The sequence below is a fragment of the Cupriavidus sp. 22TCCZM01-5 genome (assembly GCF_057798915.1).
This window is the reverse complement of the sequence record NZ_JBYOJR010000037.1, coordinates 25,253-48,096: the sequence shown is the minus strand read 5'-3', so window position 1 is coordinate 48,096 and position 22,844 is coordinate 25,253. Positions and strand designations below refer to the sequence as shown.

Genomic DNA, 22,844 nt, shown 5'->3' with positions numbered 1-22,844 from the left:
TGGCGCAGCATCGCCGCGACGCATTGCAGCATTCATCATGATTTCGTGATGCACGATATTGGTTAAGAATTATATAAGTGCGTGGCTCCGTGGCGGCTGGTTTCCGGGGTTTGTCCAAGCGCCGCAACGGTTGGCGGGTGGTTGCAAGTCGCATGCCGGGGATCGCAAAGAAAAACCGCCGCTCTCCTTTCGGAGGGCGGCGGTCTGAAGCGCTTCGGGGCCCTGGCGCGAGGGTCGTGGCAGGCGGGGTTCAGGCCCCGGTAGCAGCCGGGATCGTCGCAAAACGCCCGTCGCGGAAGTCCGCCAGCGTCTGGTAGATCTGCTCCTGCGTGTTCATCACGAACGGCCCATACTGGGCGATCGGCTCGCCCAGCGGCTGTCCGGCGATCAGCAGGAAGTGGGCATCGGCTTCGGCGCTGACGATCACGCCATCTGCCGTGCTGGCGTTGTCGAGCACGCCCATGCGCTGCGACTCGACCACCGCCTTCTCGCTGCCTTCACCGATCGACACCTCGCCCCGGTACACATAGACGAAGGCGTTGTGCCCGGCCGGCAGCGCCTGCCGGAACTGTTGGCCGGCAGGAAGGTGCACGTCAAGGTAGACCGGTTCCGTCACCGGGCGCGTTACCGCGCCGGACACGCCGTGCGAGGCTCCGGCCAGCACGCGCACGGTGCCGCCGTTGTCCAGCGCCACGGTCGGGATCGAGGCGGCGGGCATGTCGCGGTACCACGGGGCGGTCATCTTGTCCGCCGCGGGCAGGTTCAGCCAGAGCTGGAAGCCTTCCATGCGGCCGTCTTCCTGCTCGGGCATTTCCGAGTGCACCACGCCGGCGCCCGCCACCATCCACTGCGCGCCGCCGTTCTCGAGCAGGCCCTCATTGCCGGCGCTGTCACGGTGGCGCATGCGGCCGGCCAGCATGTAGGTGATGGTCTCGAAGCCGCGATGCGGGTGATCGGGGAAGCCGCCGATGTAGTCGTCCTTGCTGTCGGTGCCGAAGGCATCGAGCATCAGGAACGGGTCCAGCCGGCGCTGCAGGTTCTGCGTCAGCACGCGCGTCAGCTTGACGCCGGCGCCGTCCGAGGTGGCGATGCCGCGCACGACACGGTCCACGGTGCGGGAGCGCTGCACGGATTCCTGGGCGGTGGCCGGAACGGTGGCGAGAGGGTTGCGGGTGTCCATGAACTTTCTCCGGTTGGCGGGCCGTCTGGCGGGCATTGCTGCTGCCTGCATCGGGCCGCGTCGTGTTCAGCTACACCGACAATGTAGAGGTTTGGCCGCGAAAGAGTAGAGGGCGCGCAGGCAACACATTGTTCTATCCATGCGCGCAATATCCACGGATTCAAGCCAGCACGGCAACGGTCGGAGCCACTTTTGCGGGCTCCGCAGCGGGGGGTGCGCACGTCTTTCGAGCAGGGCTAAAGACCCGTCCGGAAGGTGGCTGGATAGGCGGAAATGACAAGATCGATGAAGATGCGTATATCTTTGTCATCCGTTGCTGTGGATTGACTTGCCTGGCTAAGCCGCCAGGCCTTGTCTGGCAACGGCCCGATGAATTCGGTGGCGCGTCGACCTCTTCACTTTCAGCGCTGCCCTGGCCACCTGCCTTCCGGTAATCAACCGACCCGGGTGCGCCGCTTCAGGGGTGCGCCGCGAGCAACGCCGCGGCATCCCGTCAACCGGGCTTCCCACCCATGGTGTGGAAGTCCAAAAGCCCGTCCGCCGGCAATCGTGCCGGTCATGGCGGCAATGCAATCTGAACCGGGACGGCGGCTCCCCCAACTCACGGCCGCCTAGCCCATATTGTTTTCCGCGAACGGAAAGTGGTTTTTTGTCCGCTTTCGATTCGCGGCGAGGGGAGATATGTCAAAGCAATCCATGCGTGTGTTCGCCTGGGGATGCCTGACCGCGCTGGCATTGGGCGGACTGGTTGCCTGGATCGGCGCGGACGTCATTCGCCAGCACCAGGATCGCCTGCTCTATGACGTGGCCGACCACCTGCGGCTGGTCGCGTATTCGATGGCGCTGGCACTGGCCACCGGCATTCCGGCCGGCATCGCGCTGAGCCGTCCGTGCATGCGCCGCTGGGCAGACCGGCTGATGCAGGTCTTCAACGTCGGCAACACGGTGCCGTCGCTGGCGGTACTGGCACTGGCGCTGGCCGCGCTCGGCATCGGCGAGCGGCCGGCCATCCTGGCACTGTGGCTCGCGTCGCTGCTGCCGATCGTGCGCAATACCTACGAAGGCCTGCGCAATGTCTCGCCCACGCTGCGCGAAGCCGCGCGCGGCATCGGCATGACGCCGTGCCAGCGGCTGCTGCGCGTGGAGCTGCCGAATGCGCTGCCGGTGATGCTGGCGGGCATCCGCATCAGCCTGGTGATCAACGTGGGCACCGTGCCGCTGTCGTTCCTGATCGGCGCCAACAGCCTCGGCGAACTGATCTTCCCGGGCATCTACCTGAACAACCAGCCGTTGCTGCTGCTCGGCGCCGCCGCCACCGCGCTGCTGGCGCTGGCGCTGGACGCGCTCTTTGCCGGCGCCGGCAACCTGTACCTGCGCCGCCGGGGCCTGGCGCGATGAATGGCGGCCGGGAGGAGAACCGAATGGAACCGAAACGAGACCGCGAACGCCGCGCCTTCTGGGCCTTCATGCTGGTGGGCACCGTGCTCGCCGCCGTGCTGCTGAGTTCCGCGCCGGCCCGCGCGCAGGCGCCCGCGGCCGAAGCCGTGCCGGTGCGCGTGGGCGGCAAGAACTTCACCGAGCAACTGATCCTGTCGTCGCTGACGTCGCAGTATCTGCGCGCCAAGGGCATCGGCACCGAACTGACCGCGGGCCTGGGCAGCACGCTGATGCGCCAGGCCCTGGAGAGCGGCCAGCTCGACGTGGTGTGGGACTACACCGGCACCGCGCTGATCGTCTTCAACAAGGTCGAGGAAAAGCTCGACGCGAAGGAGAGCTACGCCCGCGTAAAGGCGCTGGACGCGGCCCGCGGCCTGGTCTGGCTGGAGCCGTCGGGCATCAACAACACCTATGCGCTGGCCATGCCGAAGGCGCGTGCGCAGGCGAGCGGCGTGACTACGCTGTCGGCCTATGCAGAGAAGATGCGCAAGGGCGGCGAGGGCGCGCAACATCCGTTCGCAGTGGATATGGAATTCGCCGCACGGCCGGATGGCCTGGACCCGCTCAAGGCCCGGTACAGGCTGCCGTTCACGCGCCGCGACGTGATTAAAGGAATCCGACTATGATCGAACTCGACCAACTCACCAAGGCCTTCCCGCAGAAGGATGGCACTGAAGTGCGGGCCGTGGATGCTGTCTCGCTGACGGTGCCGCGCGGGGAAATCTGCGTGTTCCTCGGGCCGTCGGGCTGCGGCAAGACCACCACGCTGAAGATGATCAACCGGCTGATCGAGCCGACCTCGGGCACGGTGCGCATCGACGGCGAGGACACCGTCGGCATCGACGGCGTGGCGCTGCGCCGCAAGATCGGCTACGTGATCCAGCAGATCGGCCTGTTCCCGAACATGACCATCGAAGAGAACATCATGGTGGTGCCGCGCATGCTGGGCTGGGACAAGCGCCGCTGCCACGAGCGCGCGCGAGCTGATGTCGATGGTGCAGCTCGACCCCGGCGGCATGCTGTCGCGCTATCCGCGCGAGCTGTCGGGCGGGCAGCAGCAGCGCATCGGCGTGATCCGCGCGCTCGCGGCCGACGCGCCGGTGCTGCTGATGGACGAGCCCTTCGGCGCGGTCGATCCGATCAATCGCGAAAGCATCCAGAACGAATTCCTGCAGATGCAGCGCCAGCTCGGCAAGACCCGTGATCATGGTCTCGCACGATATCGACGAGGCCATCAAGCTTGCCAGCAAGGTGGCGGTGTTCCGGCGCGGCAAGCTGGTGCAGTTCGATCATCCGGACGCGCTGCTGGCGCATCCGGCCGATGCGTTCGTGCAGGCCTTTGTCGGCCACGACAACACACTCAAGCGCCTGCTGCTCGTGAGCGCCGGCGATGCGGCCACCATGCCGCCGAGCTGCCGGCCGGACATGGCGCTGTACGACGCGCTCGGCGTGATGGACGACGCCGACGTGCGCCACCTGCCGGTGGTCGACGATGCACAGCGCGCGCTTGGCTACGTCACGCGCCGTGATGCGCGCGCGGGCAGCGGCCTCTGCCGCGACGCGATGCGTGCGTTTCCCGCCACGGCCACATCCGACGAGCATCTGCGCATCCTGCTGTCGCGCATGTACCAGCACAACACGAGCTGGCTGCCGGTGGTGGACGCAGACGGCGCGTACCTTGGCGAAGTGACGCAGGATTCGATTGCGGGCTATCTCAGCTCGGGCCGCTCGCGCGGCAGCGCGCCGCTCATCCAGCCGCCGCACGAAGCTCTGCGCGCCGCAGCGTGAACCCCGGGGCGGTTCGCGCTATGCTGGTGCCATGGTCCGCTATTGCCGCTCCCCTCTGTGCCTGATGATCGAAACCCGCTGGCTGGTGCCGCGCGGGTTTGACGGCTTCACGCCAGGGCCGCTGATCCTGTTGCGCCCCGGTGCCAGCCACGCGCTGATCGAGCATGAGAAGGTGCACGTGCGCCAGTTCTGGCGCAGCTGGGGCCTGATGGGTGTGCGCTATCTGCTCAGCCGCCGCTGGCGGTTGCGCTATGAGGTCGAGGCCTATCGCGAGCAACTGCGGCACAGTCCGCCCGGCGCGGCGCGCACCCTGGCGCGCCTGCTGGCAACCAGCTACCGGCTCAAGATCACGGAAGACGACGCGTACCGCCTGCTGACGGCGAGCGAATGACGGCACACGCCGCCGCCGTGGCTGGCGCCGCCTGCCGCCGGAAGGTGAGCGTAAAGCGTGTCTTGCCACCCGCCGACTGCACGGCGATGGTTCCCCCATGCGCGGCCATGATCGCGCGCGTGATCGACAATCCCAGTCCCACGCTGTCCGACTCCGGACGGACGCGAGACCTGTCGCCGCGCGAGAAGCGGTCGAAGATCACGGGCAGCAAGTCCGGCCGGATTTCCTGGCCTTCATTCTCCACGGCAATGGCGACCCCATCGGCACCGTCATCGATTTCCACCGTGATGCTGCCTCCCGGCGGCGTATAGCGCAGGGCGTTGGACAGCAAGTTGCTGAGCGCGCGGCGCAGCATCAGCCTGTCGCCCACGAAGCGCCCCTCGCCGCGCGACGCCAGGCGCACGTGCTTGTCCTCGGCCAGTGCTTCGTAGAACTCGAACAGCGCATGGACTTCGACCGCCGCGTCGATCGGCTCGGCGCAGGGCAGGGTGAGACCGTGTTCCATCTGGGCCAGGTAGAGCATGTCCGACACCATGCGCGTCAGGCGCTGGAGTTCTTCGGCGTTCGATGCCAGCACATCGCGGTACTTTTCTGCCGCGCGCGGTTGCGAGAGCACGACGTGCGTCTGCGTCATCAGGTTGGTAAGCGGCGTACGCAGTTCATGCGCAAGGTCGGACGAGAACTCGGAGAGTCGTTCGAAATCGCGCTGCAAGCGCTCCAGCATCGCATTCAGCGTCGCCGCCAGGTCCGCCATTTCCACCGGCACCGCTTCCACCGGCATGCGCGCGTCGAGCTTGTGCGCGGTCACGGCGCGTGCGCGCGTGGCCATGGTGCGCAGCGGTGCCAGCCCGCGCCGGGCGGCCCACCAGCCGAGCAGGCCGCTGGCCAGCGCGGCCAGCGCGACGTAGAAGACCAGCGAACGACGGAATGCACGCATGAAATGCGCATGGATCTCGGTGTCCATGCCGACCACGATGGTCAGTGGCGCCGCCAGCCCGCCCGTGGCTTGCGCGGTGGCGCGCAGGCCCCGGTAGCTCTTGCCATCCTGTTCCCAGACAAAGTTCTCGCGCCCGGCCGGCAGAACCGCGGCGGTGCCAAGCGCGGTCTGGAAATCGAAGCCGTGGCTGGTGTACAGGGTCCGGCCGTCGGCCGCGCTGACTTGGGCGATGAAGCCGGGATGGTGCTCCAGCGCCAGGGCCAGTTGCTCGGGCATCGACGCCGAGGCGTTCTCGGTGACGATCCGCTGGATCAGGCGGACGTTGTCGCCCAGGCTCGCAAAGTCCTCTTCCGCGAAATGCCGGTCCATGGCTGTCGCGATCAGGATGCCGAGCCCGAGCAGCACGCCAGCCGACGACAGGCAGAACAGCGCGGTCAGGCGCGTCGTCAGCGAGAAGCGCCGCATCGCGTCGCCCATCACGCCGCTTCCTCGGGGTCTTCGAGCACGTATCCCATGCCGCGTACGGTCTGGATCAGCTTGGTGTCGAAATCGTCGTCGATCTTGGCGCGCAATCGGCGGATGGCGACATCGATGACATTGCTATCGCTGTCGAAATTCATGTCCCACACCTGCGAGGCGATCAGCGAGCGCGGCAACACCTCGCCGCGCCGGCGCACCAGCAATTCCAGCAGCGAGAACTCCTTGCTGGTCAGCACGATGCGGCGCCCGCCGCGCGATGCGCGCCGGCGCGCCAGGTCCAGCACCAGGTCGCCGACCTGCACGCGCTCCACGCTCACCTGCGCGCTGCCACGGCGCAGCAGCGTGCGCACGCGTGCCAGCAGTTCGGCGAAGGCGAACGGCTTGACGAGGTAGTCGTCCGCACCGAGTTCCAGTCCCTTGACGCGGTCGGCCACGCTGTCGCGCGCGGTCAGGAACAGCACCGGAACGCGGTTGTCGGCCGCGCGCAGCGTCTGCACAATGCGCCAGCCATCCACGTCGGGCAGCATCACGTCCAGGATGATCAGGTCGTAGACCTCGCTCATGGCCAGATGGTGGCCGTCCAGGCCGTTGGCGGCCAGGTCCACCACGAAGCCCGCCTCGGTCAGGCCCTGCCGGAGGTATTCACCGGTCTTGGCCTCGTCCTCCACTACCAGCAGTTTCATCTGCGCTTTCCTTGTTGCCCGCCATGCACCGCACGCCGCTGGCGACCGGCCACTGTAGCCCAGGGCAATGAACATCAAGATGACATGAAGATTACCGGATTGTAATTTCGGGGTCATGTGCATGTTCCCTGGCTTTGCGTATGCTTTGCTTGCCGCTCACAAGTGCGGCTGCCGACTCTCCAAGGACTGATTTCCCATGCGACGCGATCCCTCCACCGGCCTGCTGCTGCCCAACCTGTCCCGCCGGCGCTTCGTGCAGGGCCTGGCGGCCGGTGGCGTGCTTGCGGGCCTGCCGGCCTGGCATGGGACGGCATGGGCGCAGCCGGGCGCGACCTCCTTCGGCACGGCGCCGGTGCTGCGCGGCACCGAGTTCGATCTCGTCGTCGACGAATCGGTGGTCAACTTTACCGGCCAGCCCGGCGTGGCCACCACCGTCAACGGCATGCTGCCTGGCCCAACGCTGCGCTGGCGCGAAGGCGAGACCGTCACCATCCGCGTGACCAACCGCCTGCGCGAACCGACCTCGATCCACTGGCACGGCATCATCCTGCCGTACCAGATGGATGGCGTGCCCGGCATCAGCTTTGGCGGCATTGCCCCGGGGGACACTTTCACATACCGCTTCAAGGTCGCGCAGAGCGGCAGCTACTGGTACCACTCGCACTCCGGCTTCCAGGAGATGACCGGACTGTACGGCGGCATCATCATCGACCCGGCCGGCGAAGACCCGGTGAGGGCCGACCGCGATTACACGCTGCTGCTGTCGGACTGGACCGACGAGGACCCGATGCGCGTGCTGTCGAAGCTGAAGGTCCAGAGCGGCTACTACAACTACAACCAGCCGACGGTGGTCGATTTCTTCCGCGACGTTTCGAACGACGGCCTGAAGGCCGCACTCGACAAGCGCCGCATGTGGAACCAGATGCGCATGAGCCCGACGGATCTCGCCGACCTGTCGGGCGCGACGCTGACCTACCTGGCCAACGGCCTGACGCCAGCCGGCAACTGGACCGGGCAGTTCCGGCCCGGCGAGAAGGTGAGGCTGCGGCTGATCAACGGCGCGGGCAATACCTTCTTCGACGTGCGTATCCCCGGCCTGAAGCTGAAGGTGGTGCAGGTCGACGGCATCAACATCGACCCCGTGACGGTCGACGAGTTCCGCTTCGGACCCGGCGAGACCTGCGATGTCGTGGTCGAGCCGCGCGACGAGGCCTATACGATCTTCGCCCAGTCGATGGACCGCACTGGCTATGCCAGGGGCACGCTGAGCGTGCGCGATGGCATGCAGGCACCGGTGCCCGCACTGGACAAGGCCGAGTGGCTGACCATGGGCGACATGATGGGCGACATGGCCGGCATGCAACACGGCGCCACGCACGGCGCGGACCATGCGGGCATGCAGGGCATGGACCACGGCAGCATGGCCATGGATCACAGCCAGCACGCGACGCATGGCGCGGCGCCTGACAATCCGCTCAAGGTCCCGGGCAAGACCGTGCGCCACGCGCGCACCGAGTACGGCGCCGGCACCGACATGCGCGTGGACACGCCGCGCACGAACCTCGACGACCCCGGCATCGGCCTGCGCAACAACGGACGGCGCGTGCTGACGCTGGCCGACATGCGCACACTGGGCGGACCGCCGGACCCACGCGGGCCGGAGCGCGAGATCGAGCTGCACCTGACAGGCAACATGGAGCGCTACACCTGGTCGTTCGACGGCGTCGAGTTCGGCAAGTCGACACCCGTGCATTTTCGCCATGGCGAGCGGCTGCGCGTCATCCTCCACAACGACACCATGATGACCCACCCGATGCACATGCACGGCATGTGGAGCGACCTGGAAGCGCCGGACGGCACGTTCCTGGCGCGCCGGCACACGATCCCGGTGCAGCCGGCACAGCGCATCAGTTTCCTGGTCACGGCCGACGCGCTGGGCCGCTGGGCGTGGCATTGCCACCTGATGCTGCATATGGATGCGGGCATGTTCCGCGAAGTGGTGGTGTCGTGATGGCACGCTTCGCACGCAACGCCGCCATGCACGCGCGCACCAGGAAGCTGCTCGCCGCGATCCTTGCGGCCGCGGGAATCGGATCGGCCTGGGCACAGGACCCGCATGCGGGGCATCAGCAACATCAGTCATCCAGCGACTCGGGGGCGGTCGCACCCGTCGTGGAAGACGATGGCATGGAAGGCATGCAGAGCATGGAAGAGGGCTCCGCGCCCACTGCACCGATGCCTCAGCCCAATTCCGTGCCTGCCACGGACCATGGCGACATGAAGATGCAGGGTGGGAGTGCGCCGCCCGACGCGCGCGACCCGCACGCGTACTCGGGTGGCTACCAGCTTGGCGCAGGAAAGTACGCGCTGGGCCCCACGCGCCATCTGCACATGGCGGACGAGCACACGTTTGCCGCGGTACTCATCGACCGGCTGGAGTGGGCACATGCCAACGGCGCCAACGCCGCGAACTGGGAAGCACAGGCCTGGATCGGGGGCACCTACAACCGGCTCGTCATCAAGACCGAAGGCGAAGCCGCGGGCGGCAAGGTGCACGATGCGCGCACCGAACTGCTGTGGGGCCACGCCATCGCTCCCTACTGGGACACGCAGCTTGGCTGGCGCAATGACGTGGGCAGCGGGCGCCCGGCGCGCAACTGGATAGCGTTCGGCGTGCAGGGCCTGGCGCCGTACTGGTTCGAAGTCGATGCCACCGCCTACGTGGGCGACAGCGGGCGCACCGCGCTGCGCCTGTCAGCCGAGTACGAACTGCTGATCACGCAGCGCCTGATCCTGCAGCCGCGCATCGAGGCCAATCTGTATGGCAAGAACGATCCCGAGACCGGTACCGGCAGCGGCCTGTCAAACGGCACCGCGGGGCTGCGCCTGCGCTATGAAATCAACCGCCAGTTCGCGCCCTACATCGGCGTCGAGCGGTACCAGACCTTCGGCAATACGTCGGACATGGTCAGGACCGCCGGCGGCCGCAGTGGCGAGACCCGCTTCGTGGCTGGCGTGCGGGTCTGGTTCTGAGGCATGCTGTAGGCAAGCCGGTCGTTAAATCATCAGTTAAATCATCATCAAAGGGCCCCCATGTTCGACATCCGTACCACTGCTAAATGCTTGCTTGCCGTATCGGCCCTGCTCGCAGGCGGCCAAGCGTTCGCTCATCCGCAACTGCTTGCGTCCGTGCCGGCCGACAGCGCCGAGATCGCGGCGCCCGCGCGGATCGAGCTGCGGTTCTCGGAAAGCCTTGTTGCACGCGTGTCCGGCGCCAAGCTCGTCATGACGGGCATGCCCGGCATGGCGGACCATGCACCCATGAACGTGGCTACCCGCGTCTCGGCCGGGGACGACCCGAAGACGATGGTGATCACTCCGGTCAGCCCGCTTGTGCCGGGTACCTACCGCCTGGACTGGCGCGCGGTGGCGTCCGACACGCATCCTGTCAGCGGCAAGCTCTCGTTCACCGTGAAATAAGCCGATGGACGCTGACTGGGCGACCGTTGCCCTGCGTTATGCGCTGTATGTCGACCTGACGCTGCTGTTCGGCGTGCCGCTTGCGGCAATGTGGTTACTGCGTGTGGACGCGCACCTGGCCACGTACGGGAAGCGCGCCACCGCGTTCATGGCGGCGGCGGGCATCGTGCTTTCCGTGCTTGGCCTGCTGGTGGCCGCCAGGACCATGATGGGCGAGGAGTCATACCTGGCCATCGATGGCGAGACCGTCCGCATGATCGTGACCGAGACTGGCCTGGGCGTTGCGTGGCAGGTGCGGATGCTGGCGCTGCTCGTCTGCCTGATCGCAAGCGGGGCGCCGCGCCAGTGGCAGGCGACGCGCATCGTATTGCCGCTGGCCGCGGCCATCGCATTGGCCACGCTGGCCTGGGGAGGGCACGGAGCCATGAGCGAAGGCGTGCAGCGCGCGATCCATCTGCCGGCGGACATCGTGCATCTGCTGGCGGCCGGCGCGTGGGTGGGCGCACTGGCCGTCTTTGTGTGGCTGTCGCTGCCGCAACACGCCACGACAAGCGTTGGTGTGGCCGAGTTGAGCCGCGTCGCGAGCGGATTTTCCCGTATCGGTGCCGGCATCGTCGCCACGCTGGTGGTGACCGGTATTGCCAACTACACCTTGATCGCCGGGCCGGACCTGTCCGGCTTGCTGTCTGCGCCCTACGGCGGGCTGTTGCTGGCCAAGCTTGCGCTGTTCGGCGCGATGCTGGGGCTGGCGGCCATGAATCGCTACCGCCTGGCGCCGCGGCTGGCGCGAGCCGTGCACACGCGCGACGACGGCGCCGTGCTTGCGTTGCGCCGAAGCGTATGGTGCGAGTCGGCGTGTGCCATGATCGTGCTGTGGCTCGTGGCATGGCTTGGAACGCTGTCTCCCGGGCACTGATCCTGCCGGCCCATTCCCTGAACCTGTATTCCATTCCGATCCATGAAAGCCGAACCTGTTGTCACCAACTCTCTTCGCCGGACCGTTCTCGCCGCGCTGGCGCTGTTGCCCGCTGCCGCCTGGGCCGGGGCTTCGCCGTCCGCGACTGCGGTCAAGGTCTGGAAATCTCCCGCGTGCGGTTGCTGCAAGGACTGGGTGTCGCATCTGCAGGCCAACGGCTTCCAGGTCACGACTTATGAAGTGGATGATCTCCCCGCCGCGCGCAGCAAGGCGGGCATGCCTGAGCGCTACGGGTCGTGCCATACCGCGGTAGTCGAAGGCTATGCGCTCGAAGGGCATGTGCCGGCGCGCGAGATTCGCCGCCTGTTGCGTGAGCGACCCGCCGCGGTGGGCCTGGCGGTGCCGGGCATGCCACTGGGATCGCCGGGCATGGACGGGCCGGAGTATGGCGGACGCAAGACGCCGTATGAGGTGCTGCTGGTGATGCGGGATGGCAAGGCGAAGGTTTTCCAGGCCTATTCCCAGGGCAATTGACAGCCGTGCCATGGGCTGCATTGCCTGGTGTTCGTACTGCGAGGCGACTGGCTGCGGGCACTAAGCCTGCGCAAGGCAAACTCCCGTGAGGTACGCGACTATGAACAGAAAATCTAAGCTCACGATGCCGACGCCCCTTGAAGACGCGGCGATCGCGCGAGGCATCGCTGGCCCCAACATGATCCCGAACGAAGTGGTGGGTCGTACCGTCGACGGTGCGACGCCCGTGAAGGCATGGCGCGAGCATCTTGGCTTCACCCAGGCCGAGGTGGCTGCGAAGCTGGGCATCACGCAGGGTGCCTACGCGCAGCAGGAAGCGCGCGACGAGCTGCGCCGCTCCTCGCGCGAGAAGATCGCGGCTGCCCTCGGGATCTTCCCGCAGCAGCTCGACTTCTGACACCCGGTGGCCAGGCTGTCGGCTGCGCTATAAGCGCATCTATTCGATTCTGCCTTCCGCATACCTCGGACCCTGTCCAATTGAGCCAGCGCGGAGTCATGGCTTTCTTGCGCCGTGCCAGAGGCACGTGTGCCGATACCCGCGGATGACCGCCTGCCCGCCGATCGTGACCTTGAACCGCAGCGCGCGGTTGCGTATGCGGGTGGTTCTTGGGAAGGTATCGGAACGCCGTGGAATGAGGAATGGCGGAAGCGGTGAGATTCGAACTCACGGATGGGTCACCCCATCGGCAGTTTTCAAGACTGCTGCCTTAAACCACTCGGCCACGCTTCCATAGAGTGCCGGCACTGTAGCGCGGTTCGCGCGACATGCCGCTGGCCGCAAGGGCCAGTACAGGACGCGCATTATACAAGGCCCGGGCGCTTCCTTGGGTGAATCTGGTGATCCCTGTTGTCGGAGCCTGTCTGACACGGCGGAACCTTATGCCTGCCGCACGGCTCATACCGGTGTGCCGGGATCTGCTTAAGTGCTGTTTTCCCGGCTTCACCTGGCAACAGAGGAGAATTCCAGATGCAAAGCAAGTCGAAGAATCGGATGGCGCTTGCGGCCGTGCTGGCTGCAATCGGGCTGGCCGGTTGTGCGGCGCCTTACAACAATGGGTACAACACCGGCTACAACGCTCCGCCCCCGCCGCAGACCAGCAACGGCGGCTATGCCACGCAGGCGCCGGCAGGTTCGGTGTACTACGGACGCGTGGAATCCATCGAGCCGATTACCAGCACGCAAAACAGCTCCGGTCTTCTCGGCACCGTGATTGGCGGTGCCGCAGGCGGGCTGCTGGGACACCAGGTCGGCGGTGGCACCGGACAGACCGCGGCGACGATCGGTGGTGCGGTGCTTGGCGCCGTGGCCGGCAACCAGATCGAGAAGCGTGCGGGGAGCAATACGCAAACCGCCTATCGCGTCAATGTCCGGCTCGACGATGGCCGGGTTGCCACCGTGACGCAGAGCAACCTTGGCAACTTGCAGGTCGGCATGCGCGCCCGCGTGGCCAATGACATGGCCGTGCCGTACTGATCCCGGTTAAGGTCGACCAAGCAACGAAGGCCACGGCAATGCCGTGGCCTTCGTACTTTCGTGCCAGGCGCGTCGCCGTCCTCAGTCTTTCAGGAACATCTCCTGCAGGTCATTGAGGAAGCGTCGTCCGAGTTCGGTCGGGCGGATTACCGTGGGGTCGGCGTCAATCAATCCCTTCTTCTCCGCCGCCGCGAGCTGCCGGCTGATGGCGTGCAGCGGCAATCCCGTCATGTCGTGGAAGCTCGAGGCCGGCACGCCGTCGGTCAGCCGCAGCGCGTTGAGCATGAACTCGAATGGCAGCTCATCCGCGCCGACTTCGCGCGCTTCCTGCACCGCGCTGCCGGCCATGGCCTGCTCCATGTAGGTGGCCGGATGCTTGTGCCGCATCTGGCGCAGGACGCGGTTGGGGAACGACAGCTTGCCGTGCGCACCGGCGCCAATGCCAAGGTAGTCGCCAAAGCGCCAGTAGTTCAGGTTGTGCCGCGCTTCACGATGCGCGCGCGCGTAGGCCGAGGTCTCGTAATGACGATAGCCGGCCTGCGCCGTGCGCGCCTCTATCAGGTCCTGCATCTCATAGGCGAGGTCGTCGTCCGGCAGCGCGGGCGGGTACTTGGCGAACAGCGTGTTGGGCTCCAGCGTCAGGTGGTAGAGCGACAGGTGCGCGGTGCCATACGACAGCGCAGTCTCGAGGTCGTCGCGGCACTGCTCCATGGTCTGGCCGGGCAGCGCGTACATCAGGTCGAGGTTGATGTTGTCGAAGCTGCGCTGCGCGATGTCGATGGCCGCGCGTGCCTCGCGTTCGCCGTGGATGCGGCCGAGCGCCTGCAGGTGGCTGTCGTTGAAGCTCTGGATCCCGATCGAAAGCCGGTTCACGCCGCTCGCGCGGTAGCTGGCGAAGCGTTCGGCCTCGAACGTTCCCGGGTTGGCCTCCATCGTGATCTCGGCGTCGGCATCGAGCGGCAGCAGTGCACGGATATCCGATAGCAGCCGGTCCATGCCGGCCGCGGACAGCAGGCTCGGTGTGCCGCCGCCAATGAAGACCGTATGGACCGGGCGGCCCCATACCAGCGGCAGCGATTGCTCCAGGTCGGCGCGCAAGGCGTCCAGGTAGGCGTCTTCCGGAATGTCGTGGCTGCCGTCCTTGCCAGGCACCGCATGCGAATTGAAATCGCAGTAGGGACACTTGCGCACGCACCACGGCACATGCACGTAGAGCGACAGCGGCGGTGAGCCCGGCAGCGCGATCTGGCCGGGCTTGAGCCAGAGTTGCGTGTTGTCGGCGGGCGCGGCCGGCGATGTGCTGGCCGGTACGATCGGAATCATCGCGCTGCCTGCCCGCGGCTTTCGGTCTGCAGCCGTGCCGCCAGCGAACGCAGCGCCAGTGCGCGATGGCTGACTGCGTTCTTTTCTTCGGCGGGCAGTTCGGCGGCGGTCTTGCCCAGCTCCGGCAGCAGGAAATGCGCGTCGTAGCCGAAGCCGCCGGCACCGCGCGGGGCATCGACGACTTCGCCATGCCATACGCCTTCGGCGATGATGGGGCAGGGATCCGCGGCATGCCGGACGAAGACCAGCACGCAGTAGTAATGCGCGCGGCGGTTCAGCTTGCCGGCGAGTTGCGAGATCAGGTGCGCGTTGTTGGCGGCGTCGGACTTGGCCCGGCCGGCCATCTGCGCGTAGCGCGCCGAGTAGACGCCCGGGGCACCGTCGAGCGCCTGCACGCAGATGCCCGAATCGTCGGCCAGCGCGGGCATGCCGGCCAGCCGGCTGGCGTGCCTGGCCTTGGCCAGCGCGTTCTCGACGAAGGTTCCGAACGGCTCTTCGGCTTCGGGGACACCCAACTCGCCTTGCGATACGACATCAAAGCCGAGCGGGGCCAGCAGCGCGCCGAATTCACGCAGCTTGCCAGGATTGTTTGAGGCCAGGACCAGGCGTTGCATGGTGTACCGCGTCCTTCAGGCCAGGCCCAGCGCCTGGCGCTGGTGCCGGACCAGTTGCGCGATGCCGGCTTCGGCCAGGCGCGTCATGGCGTCGAGGTCGGGGCGGCTGAAGGGCGTGCCTTCGGCGGTGCCTTGCACCTCGACGAAGCCGCCGCTGCCGGTCATGACCACGTTCATGTCGGTATCGCAGTTGCTGTCCTCGGCATAGTCCAGGTCCAGCACCGGCACGCCGTCGACCATGCCGACCGAGACGGCCGCGACGAAGTCGCGGATCGGGCTGGCGCTGAGCTGGCCGTTGCGCAGCATGGCCGAGACCGCGTCATGCGCGGCCACGAACGCGCCGGTGATGGCCGCCGTACGGGTGCCGCCGTCGGCCTGCAGCACGTCGCAGTCGAGGTGCAACGTGTATTCGCCCAGCGCGGCCAGGTCGAAAACCGAGCGCATGGCGCGGCCGATCAGTCGCTGGATTTCCTGGGTGCGGCCGGTCTGCTTGCCGCGCGCGGCTTCGCGGTCCGAGCGCGTATGCGTGGCGCGCGGCAGCATGCCGTATTCGGCCGTAACCCAGCCTTCGCCGCTGCCTTTTTTGTGCGGCGGCACCTTGGACAGCACGCTGGCGGTGCACAGCACCTTGGTATCGCCAAAGGCACACAAGACGGAGCCTTCGGCGTGGCGGGTGTAGTGACGGGTCAGGCTGATAGAACGCAGCGCATCGGCTGCGCGTCCGCTGGGTCGCATGGGAGTGGTTCGCTCGAATCGGGTGGAGACCGCGATTCTAACCCTGGCGGGCTTTGCGTGCCCGCCTTCCCGCCTTCCTGCCGTTACCGGCTGGCGTGCTCAGCGCATCAGGTTGCTGGTCTTGTCGATGGCCGCGCGGATCTCGGCGATGGAGCGCTCGATTTCCTCTTCGGAGAGCAGGTCGGCCTCCGTGCCCGGTCGTTCGAGAATGGAGGTCGTGAAGGCGTTCAGCGGCAGGGTGTCGGTCATGACGGATTCGTCGCCCGTTGCGCTGGCGTCGAGTTCCCACATCATGGCGATGCCGGTGGTGTTGTCGGCACCTTCGCCGGCTTTTTCCAGCGCGCGCGTAATCAGTTCGGGTACCGCCTGCACGACCGAGAGCCTGGTGAGCCTGTCCACGATCTCCGGCTCTTCAAGCGGTCCCCACAGGCCGTCGGAACCCAGCAGCGCAACATCGCCCGGCTCGAGCCGCACCGGACCGCCGATGTCGATCAGCGGCAGGTTGGGCGACCCGAGGCAGTTGTAGAGCTTGTTGCGCTCGGGGTGGTTGGCCACTTCCATGGGCAGCACGCGTTCCTGCTGCAGCAGGTTCTCGATCTTCGAGTGGTCGCGCGTACGCGTCAGAAGCCGGCCCTTGCGCACCATGTAGAAGCGCGAGTCGCCGGCATGGGCCCAGTGAATCTGGCCATGCTGTATCAGGCAGCAGACCACGGTCGTGCGCGGCACGTCCGAAAGCCGGTGCGCTTCCGCGTAACGGTGGATCTCCCGGTGCGCCAGCATGATGGTGTCCTGCAGGAAATCCGCCGGGTTGCGGATGACCGGGCGGGCCTGGGTCTGGAACTGGCGCGCCAGCGTCTGCAGTGCCTGCTGCGCGGCGACTTCGCCGAAGGCATGGCCGCCCAGGCCGTCGGCCAGGACCATCAGCAGGGCATCGCGCGTGAAGCAATAGCCCATGCGGTCCTGGTTGATGCGGCGGCCGCCTTTCCTGCTTTCCTGATAGACGGAGAATCGCATGTTGGCTGTTTCGGAAGGGTTCGGTTCGGAAATGCGGGACTGTGAGTGATTTAGTCGCCGCTTGTGTCCGCGGGCTGGCGCGCGGGGGCGCCTGCCGTGTCATCGCGGCGGCGCAGCAGGTTCAGGAAGCGGCTGGACGGGCCGGTCCGCTCCGCGCGATCCCCGGGGGCGGGCGGCGCCATCTGGGCGGCTTGCTCGCCGAGCGCGTTGGTTTGCTCGCGCAACTCCTTTTGCAGGCGGAAGACGCTCTGCGGGCGCTCCGCCGGAGCGAGCCGCAGGCACCATTCGACCAGGTCGACGAGGCCGTTGGTGTAGCTGCTGCGCAGGCGCGTGATGGCGTCGCCCATGCGGTCGTCCTTTTCGCGCTGGTTGGCTTCCTGCGGCGGCATGCCGGCCATGCAGGCATAGAGCGTCGCGCCCAGGCTGTAGACGTCGGTCCAGGGCCCGAGCTCGTTGTGCTTGCCGTAGAGTTCGGGCGCGGCGAAACCCGGGGTGTACATCGGCTGGAAGCGCTTGGCTTCCATGGTGAGAGTTTGCCGCGCGGCGCCGAAATCAAGCAGGATCGGTGATTCGTCTTCGCGCAGGTAGATGTTGCCGGGCTTGATGTCCAGGTGCAGCAGCTTGTGGATATGGACTTCGCGCAGGCCGCTCATCAGGTCATGGAAGACCTTGCGGATGAAGTGTTCGCGCAGCACCTTGGCGCGGCCCTGCTGGCGCGCGGCCAGGATGTGCTCCTGCAGCGTCTTGCCCATCTCATAGTTCATCACCATGTAGACGGTCGAGTTCTCGCGGAAGAAGTTCACCACGCGGACGACGCTGTGATGCGAGATGCGGGCCAGCGAGCGGCCTTCTTCGAAGAAGTATTTCAGGCCCAGGCGGAACGACGCCGCGTTTTCCTCGGGCACCATCGGGATCAGTTCGCCGGGATTGCGGCGCGCCAGCGACGAGGGCAGGTATTCCTTGATGGCGACCGGTGCGCCGGTCTCGTCCGTGGCGAGGTAGACGAAACTAAACCCCCCGCTGGCCAACTTCTTTACAATACGATAGTTGGACAACAGCGTGCCGACGGGCAGCGGTGCACTCTTGGGTTGTGTAGCGCCCTTGGGCTCTGTCATAGGAATCGGACCGGATTTGCCTCGGATTGTCACGGCTAATCGGTCACTTGTAAAGAACACAATAGCGGGCATTGTGGCCCCATTTCGGCGGATGCAAGACGCCCTTGCTGCGGCCCCAGCCTACCCCCGGGGCCGCGCCATTTCGCGAGAATATTAATGATCCACAGCATGACAGGTTATGGCCTGGCAACCCGCCAGGCGCCGCTGACAAACGCGCAGGGTGAGCCCAGTGGCAGGACGGCTTCCGTTTCGGTGGAATTCCGGACTGTCAATTCGCGTTTTCTCGACCTGTTGTTCCGCGCCCCCGAAGAGTGCCGCGCCTTTGAGCCGGCGCTGCGCGAGATGCTGATGGCCGAACTGTCGCGCGGCAAGCTCGAGTGCCGCATCAACCTGCAGCGCACCGATACCGGCGGCGCCACGCTGGCGCTCAATGAGGGCCTGCTGGGCCAGATCCGCGCACTGGAATCGACCGTGGCGAATACCTTCCCGACGGCGGGTACGTTGCGCATGGGCGAGATCCTGCGCTGGCCCGGCGTGCTGGTCGAGCCCGAGCTGTCCCAGGACGCGCTGCGCGAAGCCGTGATGGGCGCCGCGCGCGAAGCGCTCGACCAGCTGCGCGAAGCGCGCCGCCGCGAGGGCGATGCGCTCAAGGCCACGCTGATGGAGCGTATCGATACGATGCTGGCCATCGTCGAACGGCTCACGCCTGCCATTCCGCAGCTGATCGCCCATCATCAGGGCAAGCTGACCGAGCGCCTGCAGGAAGCGTTCAACCTGGCGGCGCCGGCCGGCATGCCGTCGATGAGCCGCGACGAGATCGCCGAGCGTATCCGACAGGAGGCCACGGTCTACGGCATCCGCATCGACATTGCCGAGGAACTGTCGCGCCTGCAGGCACACCTGAATGAAACCCGTCATATCCTGAAGAAGGGCGGGCAGGTCGGCAAGCGGCTGGATTTCATGATGCAGGAGCTCAACCGCGAGGCCAACACGCTGGGTTCCAAGGCAGCCGCCAAGGAGTTGGCCGACGCATCGATGGAGCTCAAGCTGCTGATCGAGCAGATGCGCGAGCAGATCCAGAACCTCGAGTAACACCCGTCCAACGCACGACGTTTCACCTGGCGCCACGACGCCTGAAGATCCAAAGAATTCACATGAGCGATACGCCCCACACTGCCATCGATACCGTCTACCCCGGCAACCTGTTCATGGTGGTGGCACCCTCCGGAGCCGGCAAGTCGACCCTGGTCAACGCACTGCTTGCGCAGGACCCGGCGATCCGGTTGTCGATCTCCCACACCACGCGCGCGCCGCGCCCCGGCGAGCAGGACGGTCGCGAGTACCATTTCTGTTCCGTGGACAAGTTCCGCGCCGCGCGTGATCGCGGCGAATTCCTCGAGTGGGCGGAAGTCCACGGCAACTACTACGCGACTTCGCGCGTGTGGATCGAGGAGCAGATGGCGCAGGGCAACGACGTGCTGCTCGAGATCGACTGGCAGGGCGCGCAGCAGGTGCACAAGCGCTTCTCCAATGCGATGGAGATCTTCATCCTGCCGCCGTCGCTGACAGCGCTGGAAGAGCGCCTGAAGAAGCGCGGGCAGGACGAGCCGAACGTGATCGTGCGGCGCCTGCTGGCCGCCGGCAGCGAAATGTCGCATGCGTCCGAGTCGGATTACGTCATCATCAACGAGGTGTTCGACGATGCGCTCGAGGAACTGCGCAATGTGGTGCGCGCCACGCGCCTGCGCTTTTCGTCGCAAAAGGCGCGCCACGCCGAGCTCTTTATCGAGCTTGGCATTCACTGAGCGCTGATGCGCGCGGGGCGCCGCCGGGCGATTCCCGCGCGGTGCTGTAAAATAGCAACCCAACAGGTTTTGTCCCAAGGTGGATTTGATATGGCGCGTATTACCGTCGAAGATTGTCTGAAACACATCCCGAACCGCTTTGAGCTCGCCCTGGCGGCCACGTACCGTGCGCGCCAGCTGGTGCAGGGCCACACCCCGAAGGTGGAAGCGAAGGACAAGCCCACTGTGGTTGCCCTGCGCGAGATCGCCTCGGGCCAGGTCGGCATCGAGATGCTCAAGAAGGTCCCGACCTGATTTCCCGGGCGGCCTGTGGTTCATCCTTGCATCGTGTGCGCGCACATCCAGCAACCGGATTCCAGGGGCCGTCCCCATGCCTTCGTCACAGCCATCCTCAACCGTCGCTCCCGGCCAGCAGGCCGGCACCGCGCACCCGCGCGGCGAGACGGGCAGCGATGCCGGAGCGGCGTCCGCGCGTAAGCGTTCTCCTTCTGGCCAGGCATCCGTGACCGCGCGCACCGGCGCTCCCAATCTTCCTGATCCGCTCGGCAACGATGTTGTCGGCGAGCGTGCCGTCGTGCCGCCGATGGCGCAGGGCAAGGCGCGCATGGCGCCCGCATCATCGATGCAAGACGAGTTGACGGCCGTGCACGAGGCGCCGACGCCACCGACAGCCGACAGCCTCTTCATCGACGCTGTGCTGGCGCAGTCATACCGGCATTTCTTCGGGCCGACCTCGCAGCCCGCGGTGCCGCCGCGCCAGCAGGTCATCTCGATCTCGCGGCTGATGGAGAAGCTGGCCTACCTCAAGGCGCCGGACCAGGCACGCGTACGCGAAGCCTTCCAGTTTTCCGACGAGGCCCACCTGGGCCAGTACCGCCAGAGCGGCGAACCGTACATCACCCACCCGGTGGCGGTGGCCGAACTATGCGCGGACTGGCGGCTCGATGTGCAGTCCATCATGGCGGCGCTGCTGCATGACGTGATGGAAGACCAGGGCATCACCAAGAGCGAACTGGCCGAGAGATTCGGCCCCAAGGTCGCCGAACTGGTCGATGGCCTGACCAAGCTGGACAAGCTCGAATTCCAGAGCCGCGAGCAGGCGCAGGCGGAGAGCTTCCGCAAGATGCTGCTCGCCATGGCGCGCGACGTGCGCGTGATCCTGGTGAAGCTGGCCGACCGTACGCACAATATGCGCACGCTCGACTTCGTGCCGCCGGAGAAGCGCCGCCGCATCGCGCTCGAGACCATGGAGATCTATGCGCCGATCGCGCACAGGCTCGGTCTCAACACGATCTACCGCGAGCTGCAGGAGCTGTCGTTCAAGGTCGGCTCGCCGTTCCGCTACGCCACGCTCGAAAAAGCCGTGAAGGCCGCGCGCGGCAACCGCCGCGAGGTGGTCAAGCGCATCCTCGAGGCCGCGCAGAAGGGGCTGGCCGACGCTGGCATCGTCGCGGAACTTTCCGGCCGCGAGAAGACGCTCTACAGCATCTACCGCAAGATGCACGACAAGCAGTTGTCGTTCTCGCAGGTGCTGGACGTGTACGGTTTCCGCGTGGTCGTGGAAACGCAGATGCACTGCTACATGGCGATGGGTGCACTGCATGGCCTGTACAAGCCGATGCCGGGCAAGTTCAAGGACTACATCGCGATCCCGAAGATCAACGGCTACCAGTCGCTGCATACGACGCTGGTGGGCCCGTTCGGCACGCCGGTGGAGTTCCAGATCCGCACGCGCGAAATGCACCAGATCGCCGAGGCCGGCGTGGCCGCGCACTGGATGTACAAGACGCAGGCGGATCATGCGAATGACATCCAGCAGCAGGCGCACCAGTGGCTGCAATCGCTGCTCGATATCCAGAGCCAGACCGGCGATTCGCAGGAATTCCTCGAGCACGTCAAGATTGACCTGTTCCCCGACGCGGTCTACGTGTTTACGCCCAAGGGCCATATCCGCGCATTGCCGCGCGGTGCCACCGCGCTGGACTTTGCCTACGCGGTGCACAGCGACCTGGGCAACCAGTGCGTCGCCGTGAAGATCAACAACGAGCTGCTGCCGCTGCGCACGGAGCTCAAGAGCGGCGACATCGTCGAGGTGGTGACGGCGCCGTATTCCAAGCCGAACCCTGCATGGCTGTCGTTCGTGCGCACCGGCAAGGCGCGCGCGGCCATCCGCCACTACCTGAAGACCACCAAGCTCGACGAGGCGATACAGCTCGGCGAGCGCCTGCTCGAACAGTCGGCGCGCCAGCTCGGCATCGAGTTGAAGGCCGTGCCGCAGTCGGTGTGGGAGCGCATGATCCAGTGGACCGGCAACAAGCACCGCGAAGACATCTTTGCCGACCTGGCGCTGGGCCGGCGCGTGCCCGCCGTGGTGGCCAAGCGCATGGAGATCCTGCTGCAGGAGCTGTCCGGCGATGTCGACAGCGCGCTGCTGGCGGCGGTGCAGACCTTCTCTGGCGAAGAGGCGCCGGCGGTGCCGATCACGGGCGACGAGGGCATGTCGATCCTGTTCCCGGTGTGCTGCCGCGCAATCCCGGGCGATCCGATCGTTGGCTACCTGGGCAAGGGTGAAGGCCTGCAGATCCACGTGCAGGACTGCAAGGTGGCCAAGCGCCTGCACAGCAAGGACCCGGAACACTGGATCGACGTCATGTGGGCGAAGAAGACCGCGCGCGCGTTCGACGTGTCGATCAAGGTCATGGTGCGCAACGTCAAGGGCATCGTTGCCCGCGTGGCCGCGGACCTGACCTCGGCCGACGCCAACGTGGCGCACGTGTCGATGGAGCAGCAGGACGGCAGCCACCAGGAAGCCACCTACATGCAGTTCATCATCCAGGTACAGAATCGCCTGCACCTGGCCAACGTGATGCGCGCCCTGCGACGCAATCCGGACGTGATCCGCATCTTCCGCGACCGCAACGACGGCTGAGCGCCGCCG

The 22,844-nt window shown here is 66.3% G+C and carries 21 protein-coding genes, 1 tRNA gene and 2 pseudogenes; 15 read left to right on the top strand and 9 right to left on the bottom strand.

From position 1 onward, the window contains the following. Positions 1–250: 250 nt before the first annotated feature. Positions 251–1,180: a pirin family protein gene (locus tag AC3FNH_RS27085; protein ID WP_488722252.1), complete on the bottom strand. Its 930-nt coding sequence runs from the start codon at positions 1,178–1,180 to the stop codon at positions 251–253. 681 nt (positions 1,181–1,861) lie between these two features. Between AC3FNH_RS27085 and AC3FNH_RS27080 the strand changes: the two genes are divergently transcribed. From AC3FNH_RS27080 to AC3FNH_RS27065, 4 genes and pseudogenes are all read left to right on the top strand, one after another. Then, a complete protein-coding gene (locus AC3FNH_RS27080) occupies positions 1,862–2,578 on the top strand; it encodes an ABC transporter permease (RefSeq protein WP_488722251.1) in 717 nt (238 codons plus the stop codon). A gap of 23 nt (positions 2,579–2,601) precedes the next feature. Then, positions 2,602–3,228: pseudogene (locus tag AC3FNH_RS27075) on the top strand (glycine betaine ABC transporter substrate-binding protein); the annotation flags it as partial. A gap of 11 nt (positions 3,229–3,239) precedes the next feature. Beyond that, positions 3,240–4,405, top strand: a pseudogene (locus AC3FNH_RS27070) (osmoprotectant ABC transporter ATP-binding protein OsmV). Positions 4,406–4,436: 31 nt separating this feature from the next. Continuing rightward, the gene (locus AC3FNH_RS27065; RefSeq protein WP_488722250.1) at positions 4,437–4,796 is read left to right on the top strand and encodes a hypothetical protein; all 360 of its coding nucleotides are present in this window, start codon (positions 4,437–4,439) and stop codon (positions 4,794–4,796) included. Here AC3FNH_RS27065 and AC3FNH_RS27060 read toward each other — a convergent pair. Then, positions 4,753–6,198, bottom strand: coding sequence for a heavy metal sensor histidine kinase (locus AC3FNH_RS27060; protein WP_488722274.1), 1,446 nt, complete (start codon positions 6,196–6,198; stop codon positions 4,753–4,755). The two genes, AC3FNH_RS27065 and AC3FNH_RS27060, sit on opposite strands and share 44 nt — an antisense overlap. Before the next feature lie 11 nt (positions 6,199–6,209). Further along, entirely contained in the window at positions 6,210–6,896 is a 687-nt protein-coding gene (locus AC3FNH_RS27055; protein ID WP_276098029.1) for a heavy metal response regulator transcription factor, read from the bottom strand. A gap of 196 nt (positions 6,897–7,092) precedes the next feature. On the opposite strand from AC3FNH_RS27055, the gene AC3FNH_RS27050 reads away from it, so the two are divergent. The 6 genes from AC3FNH_RS27050 to AC3FNH_RS27025 all read left to right on the top strand — a co-directional run bounded on the left by AC3FNH_RS27050 (position 7,093) and on the right by AC3FNH_RS27025 (position 12,223). Continuing rightward, positions 7,093–8,907 (top strand): copper resistance system multicopper oxidase, encoded by a 1,815-nt coding sequence (locus AC3FNH_RS27050; RefSeq protein ID WP_488722249.1) that lies wholly within the window; start codon positions 7,093–7,095, stop codon positions 8,905–8,907. After that, complete coding sequence (locus AC3FNH_RS27045; RefSeq protein WP_276098027.1) at positions 8,907–9,929, top strand: copper resistance protein B; 1,023 nt, start codon at positions 8,907–8,909, stop codon at positions 9,927–9,929. Before AC3FNH_RS27050 ends, AC3FNH_RS27045 begins: the two co-directional genes overlap by 1 nt. A 60-nt stretch (positions 9,930–9,989) precedes the next feature. Then, positions 9,990–10,376, top strand: coding sequence for a copper homeostasis periplasmic binding protein CopC (copC, locus tag AC3FNH_RS27040; protein WP_488722248.1), 387 nt, complete (start codon positions 9,990–9,992; stop codon positions 10,374–10,376). A 4-nt stretch (positions 10,377–10,380) separates the two neighbouring features. Next, on the top strand, positions 10,381–11,292 hold the full coding sequence (gene copD / locus AC3FNH_RS27035) for a copper homeostasis membrane protein CopD (protein ID WP_276098024.1): 912 nt from the start codon (positions 10,381–10,383) through the stop codon (positions 11,290–11,292). A gap of 42 nt (positions 11,293–11,334) precedes the next feature. Further along, complete coding sequence (locus AC3FNH_RS27030; RefSeq protein ID WP_488722247.1) at positions 11,335–11,826, top strand: DUF411 domain-containing protein; 492 nt, start codon at positions 11,335–11,337, stop codon at positions 11,824–11,826. Between the two features lie 124 nt (positions 11,827–11,950). Then, on the top strand, positions 11,951–12,223 hold the full coding sequence (locus tag AC3FNH_RS27025; protein ID WP_488722273.1) for a helix-turn-helix domain-containing protein: 273 nt from the start codon (positions 11,951–11,953) through the stop codon (positions 12,221–12,223). A 243-nt stretch (positions 12,224–12,466) separates the two neighbouring features. Here the strand turns inward: AC3FNH_RS27025 and AC3FNH_RS27020 are convergent. Further along, a tRNA-Ser gene (locus AC3FNH_RS27020) sits at positions 12,467–12,556 on the bottom strand. A gap of 237 nt (positions 12,557–12,793) precedes the next feature. On the opposite strand from AC3FNH_RS27020, the gene AC3FNH_RS27015 reads away from it, so the two are divergent. Next, positions 12,794–13,300, top strand: coding sequence for an outer membrane lipoprotein (locus tag AC3FNH_RS27015; protein ID WP_276098021.1), 507 nt, complete (start codon positions 12,794–12,796; stop codon positions 13,298–13,300). Positions 13,301–13,381: 81 nt separating this feature from the next. Here AC3FNH_RS27015 and hemW read toward each other — a convergent pair whose 3' ends face one another. The 5 genes from hemW to AC3FNH_RS26990 form a co-directional block, all read right to left on the bottom strand. Next, positions 13,382–14,623 (bottom strand): radical SAM family heme chaperone HemW, encoded by a 1,242-nt coding sequence (gene hemW / locus AC3FNH_RS27010; protein WP_488722246.1) that lies wholly within the window; start codon positions 14,621–14,623, stop codon positions 13,382–13,384. Continuing rightward, complete coding sequence (gene rdgB, locus AC3FNH_RS27005) at positions 14,620–15,237, bottom strand: RdgB/HAM1 family non-canonical purine NTP pyrophosphatase (protein ID WP_488722245.1); 618 nt, start codon at positions 15,235–15,237, stop codon at positions 14,620–14,622. Before rdgB ends, hemW begins: the two co-directional genes overlap by 4 nt. A gap of 15 nt (positions 15,238–15,252) precedes the next feature. Then, positions 15,253–15,972: a ribonuclease PH gene (gene rph, locus AC3FNH_RS27000; RefSeq protein ID WP_488722244.1), complete on the bottom strand. Its 720-nt coding sequence runs from the start codon at positions 15,970–15,972 to the stop codon at positions 15,253–15,255. Between the two features lie 99 nt (positions 15,973–16,071). Continuing rightward, positions 16,072–16,986: a PP2C family protein-serine/threonine phosphatase gene (locus AC3FNH_RS26995; RefSeq protein ID WP_276098017.1), complete on the bottom strand. Its 915-nt coding sequence runs from the start codon at positions 16,984–16,986 to the stop codon at positions 16,072–16,074. Positions 16,987–17,036: 50 nt separating this feature from the next. Next, on the bottom strand, positions 17,037–18,101 hold the full coding sequence (locus AC3FNH_RS26990; protein ID WP_488722243.1) for a serine/threonine protein kinase: 1,065 nt from the start codon (positions 18,099–18,101) through the stop codon (positions 17,037–17,039). A gap of 156 nt (positions 18,102–18,257) precedes the next feature. Between AC3FNH_RS26990 and AC3FNH_RS26985 the strand changes: the two genes are divergently transcribed. The 4 genes from AC3FNH_RS26985 (at position 18,258) to AC3FNH_RS26970 (ending at position 22,835) form a co-directional block, all read left to right on the top strand. Next, entirely contained in the window at positions 18,258–19,193 is a 936-nt protein-coding gene (locus tag AC3FNH_RS26985) for a YicC/YloC family endoribonuclease (RefSeq protein ID WP_276098015.1), read from the top strand. Between the two features lie 62 nt (positions 19,194–19,255). Beyond that, a complete protein-coding gene (gmk, locus tag AC3FNH_RS26980) occupies positions 19,256–19,906 on the top strand; it encodes a guanylate kinase (protein WP_276098014.1) in 651 nt (216 codons plus the stop codon). A 90-nt stretch (positions 19,907–19,996) separates the two neighbouring features. Beyond that, complete coding sequence (gene rpoZ / locus AC3FNH_RS26975) at positions 19,997–20,200, top strand: DNA-directed RNA polymerase subunit omega (RefSeq protein WP_006578656.1); 204 nt, start codon at positions 19,997–19,999, stop codon at positions 20,198–20,200. 208 nt (positions 20,201–20,408) lie between these two features. Further along, positions 20,409–22,835, top strand: a complete 2,427-nt coding sequence (locus AC3FNH_RS26970; RefSeq protein WP_276100778.1) for a RelA/SpoT family protein — start codon at positions 20,409–20,411, stop codon at positions 22,833–22,835. Positions 22,836–22,844: the final 9 nt, after the last annotated feature.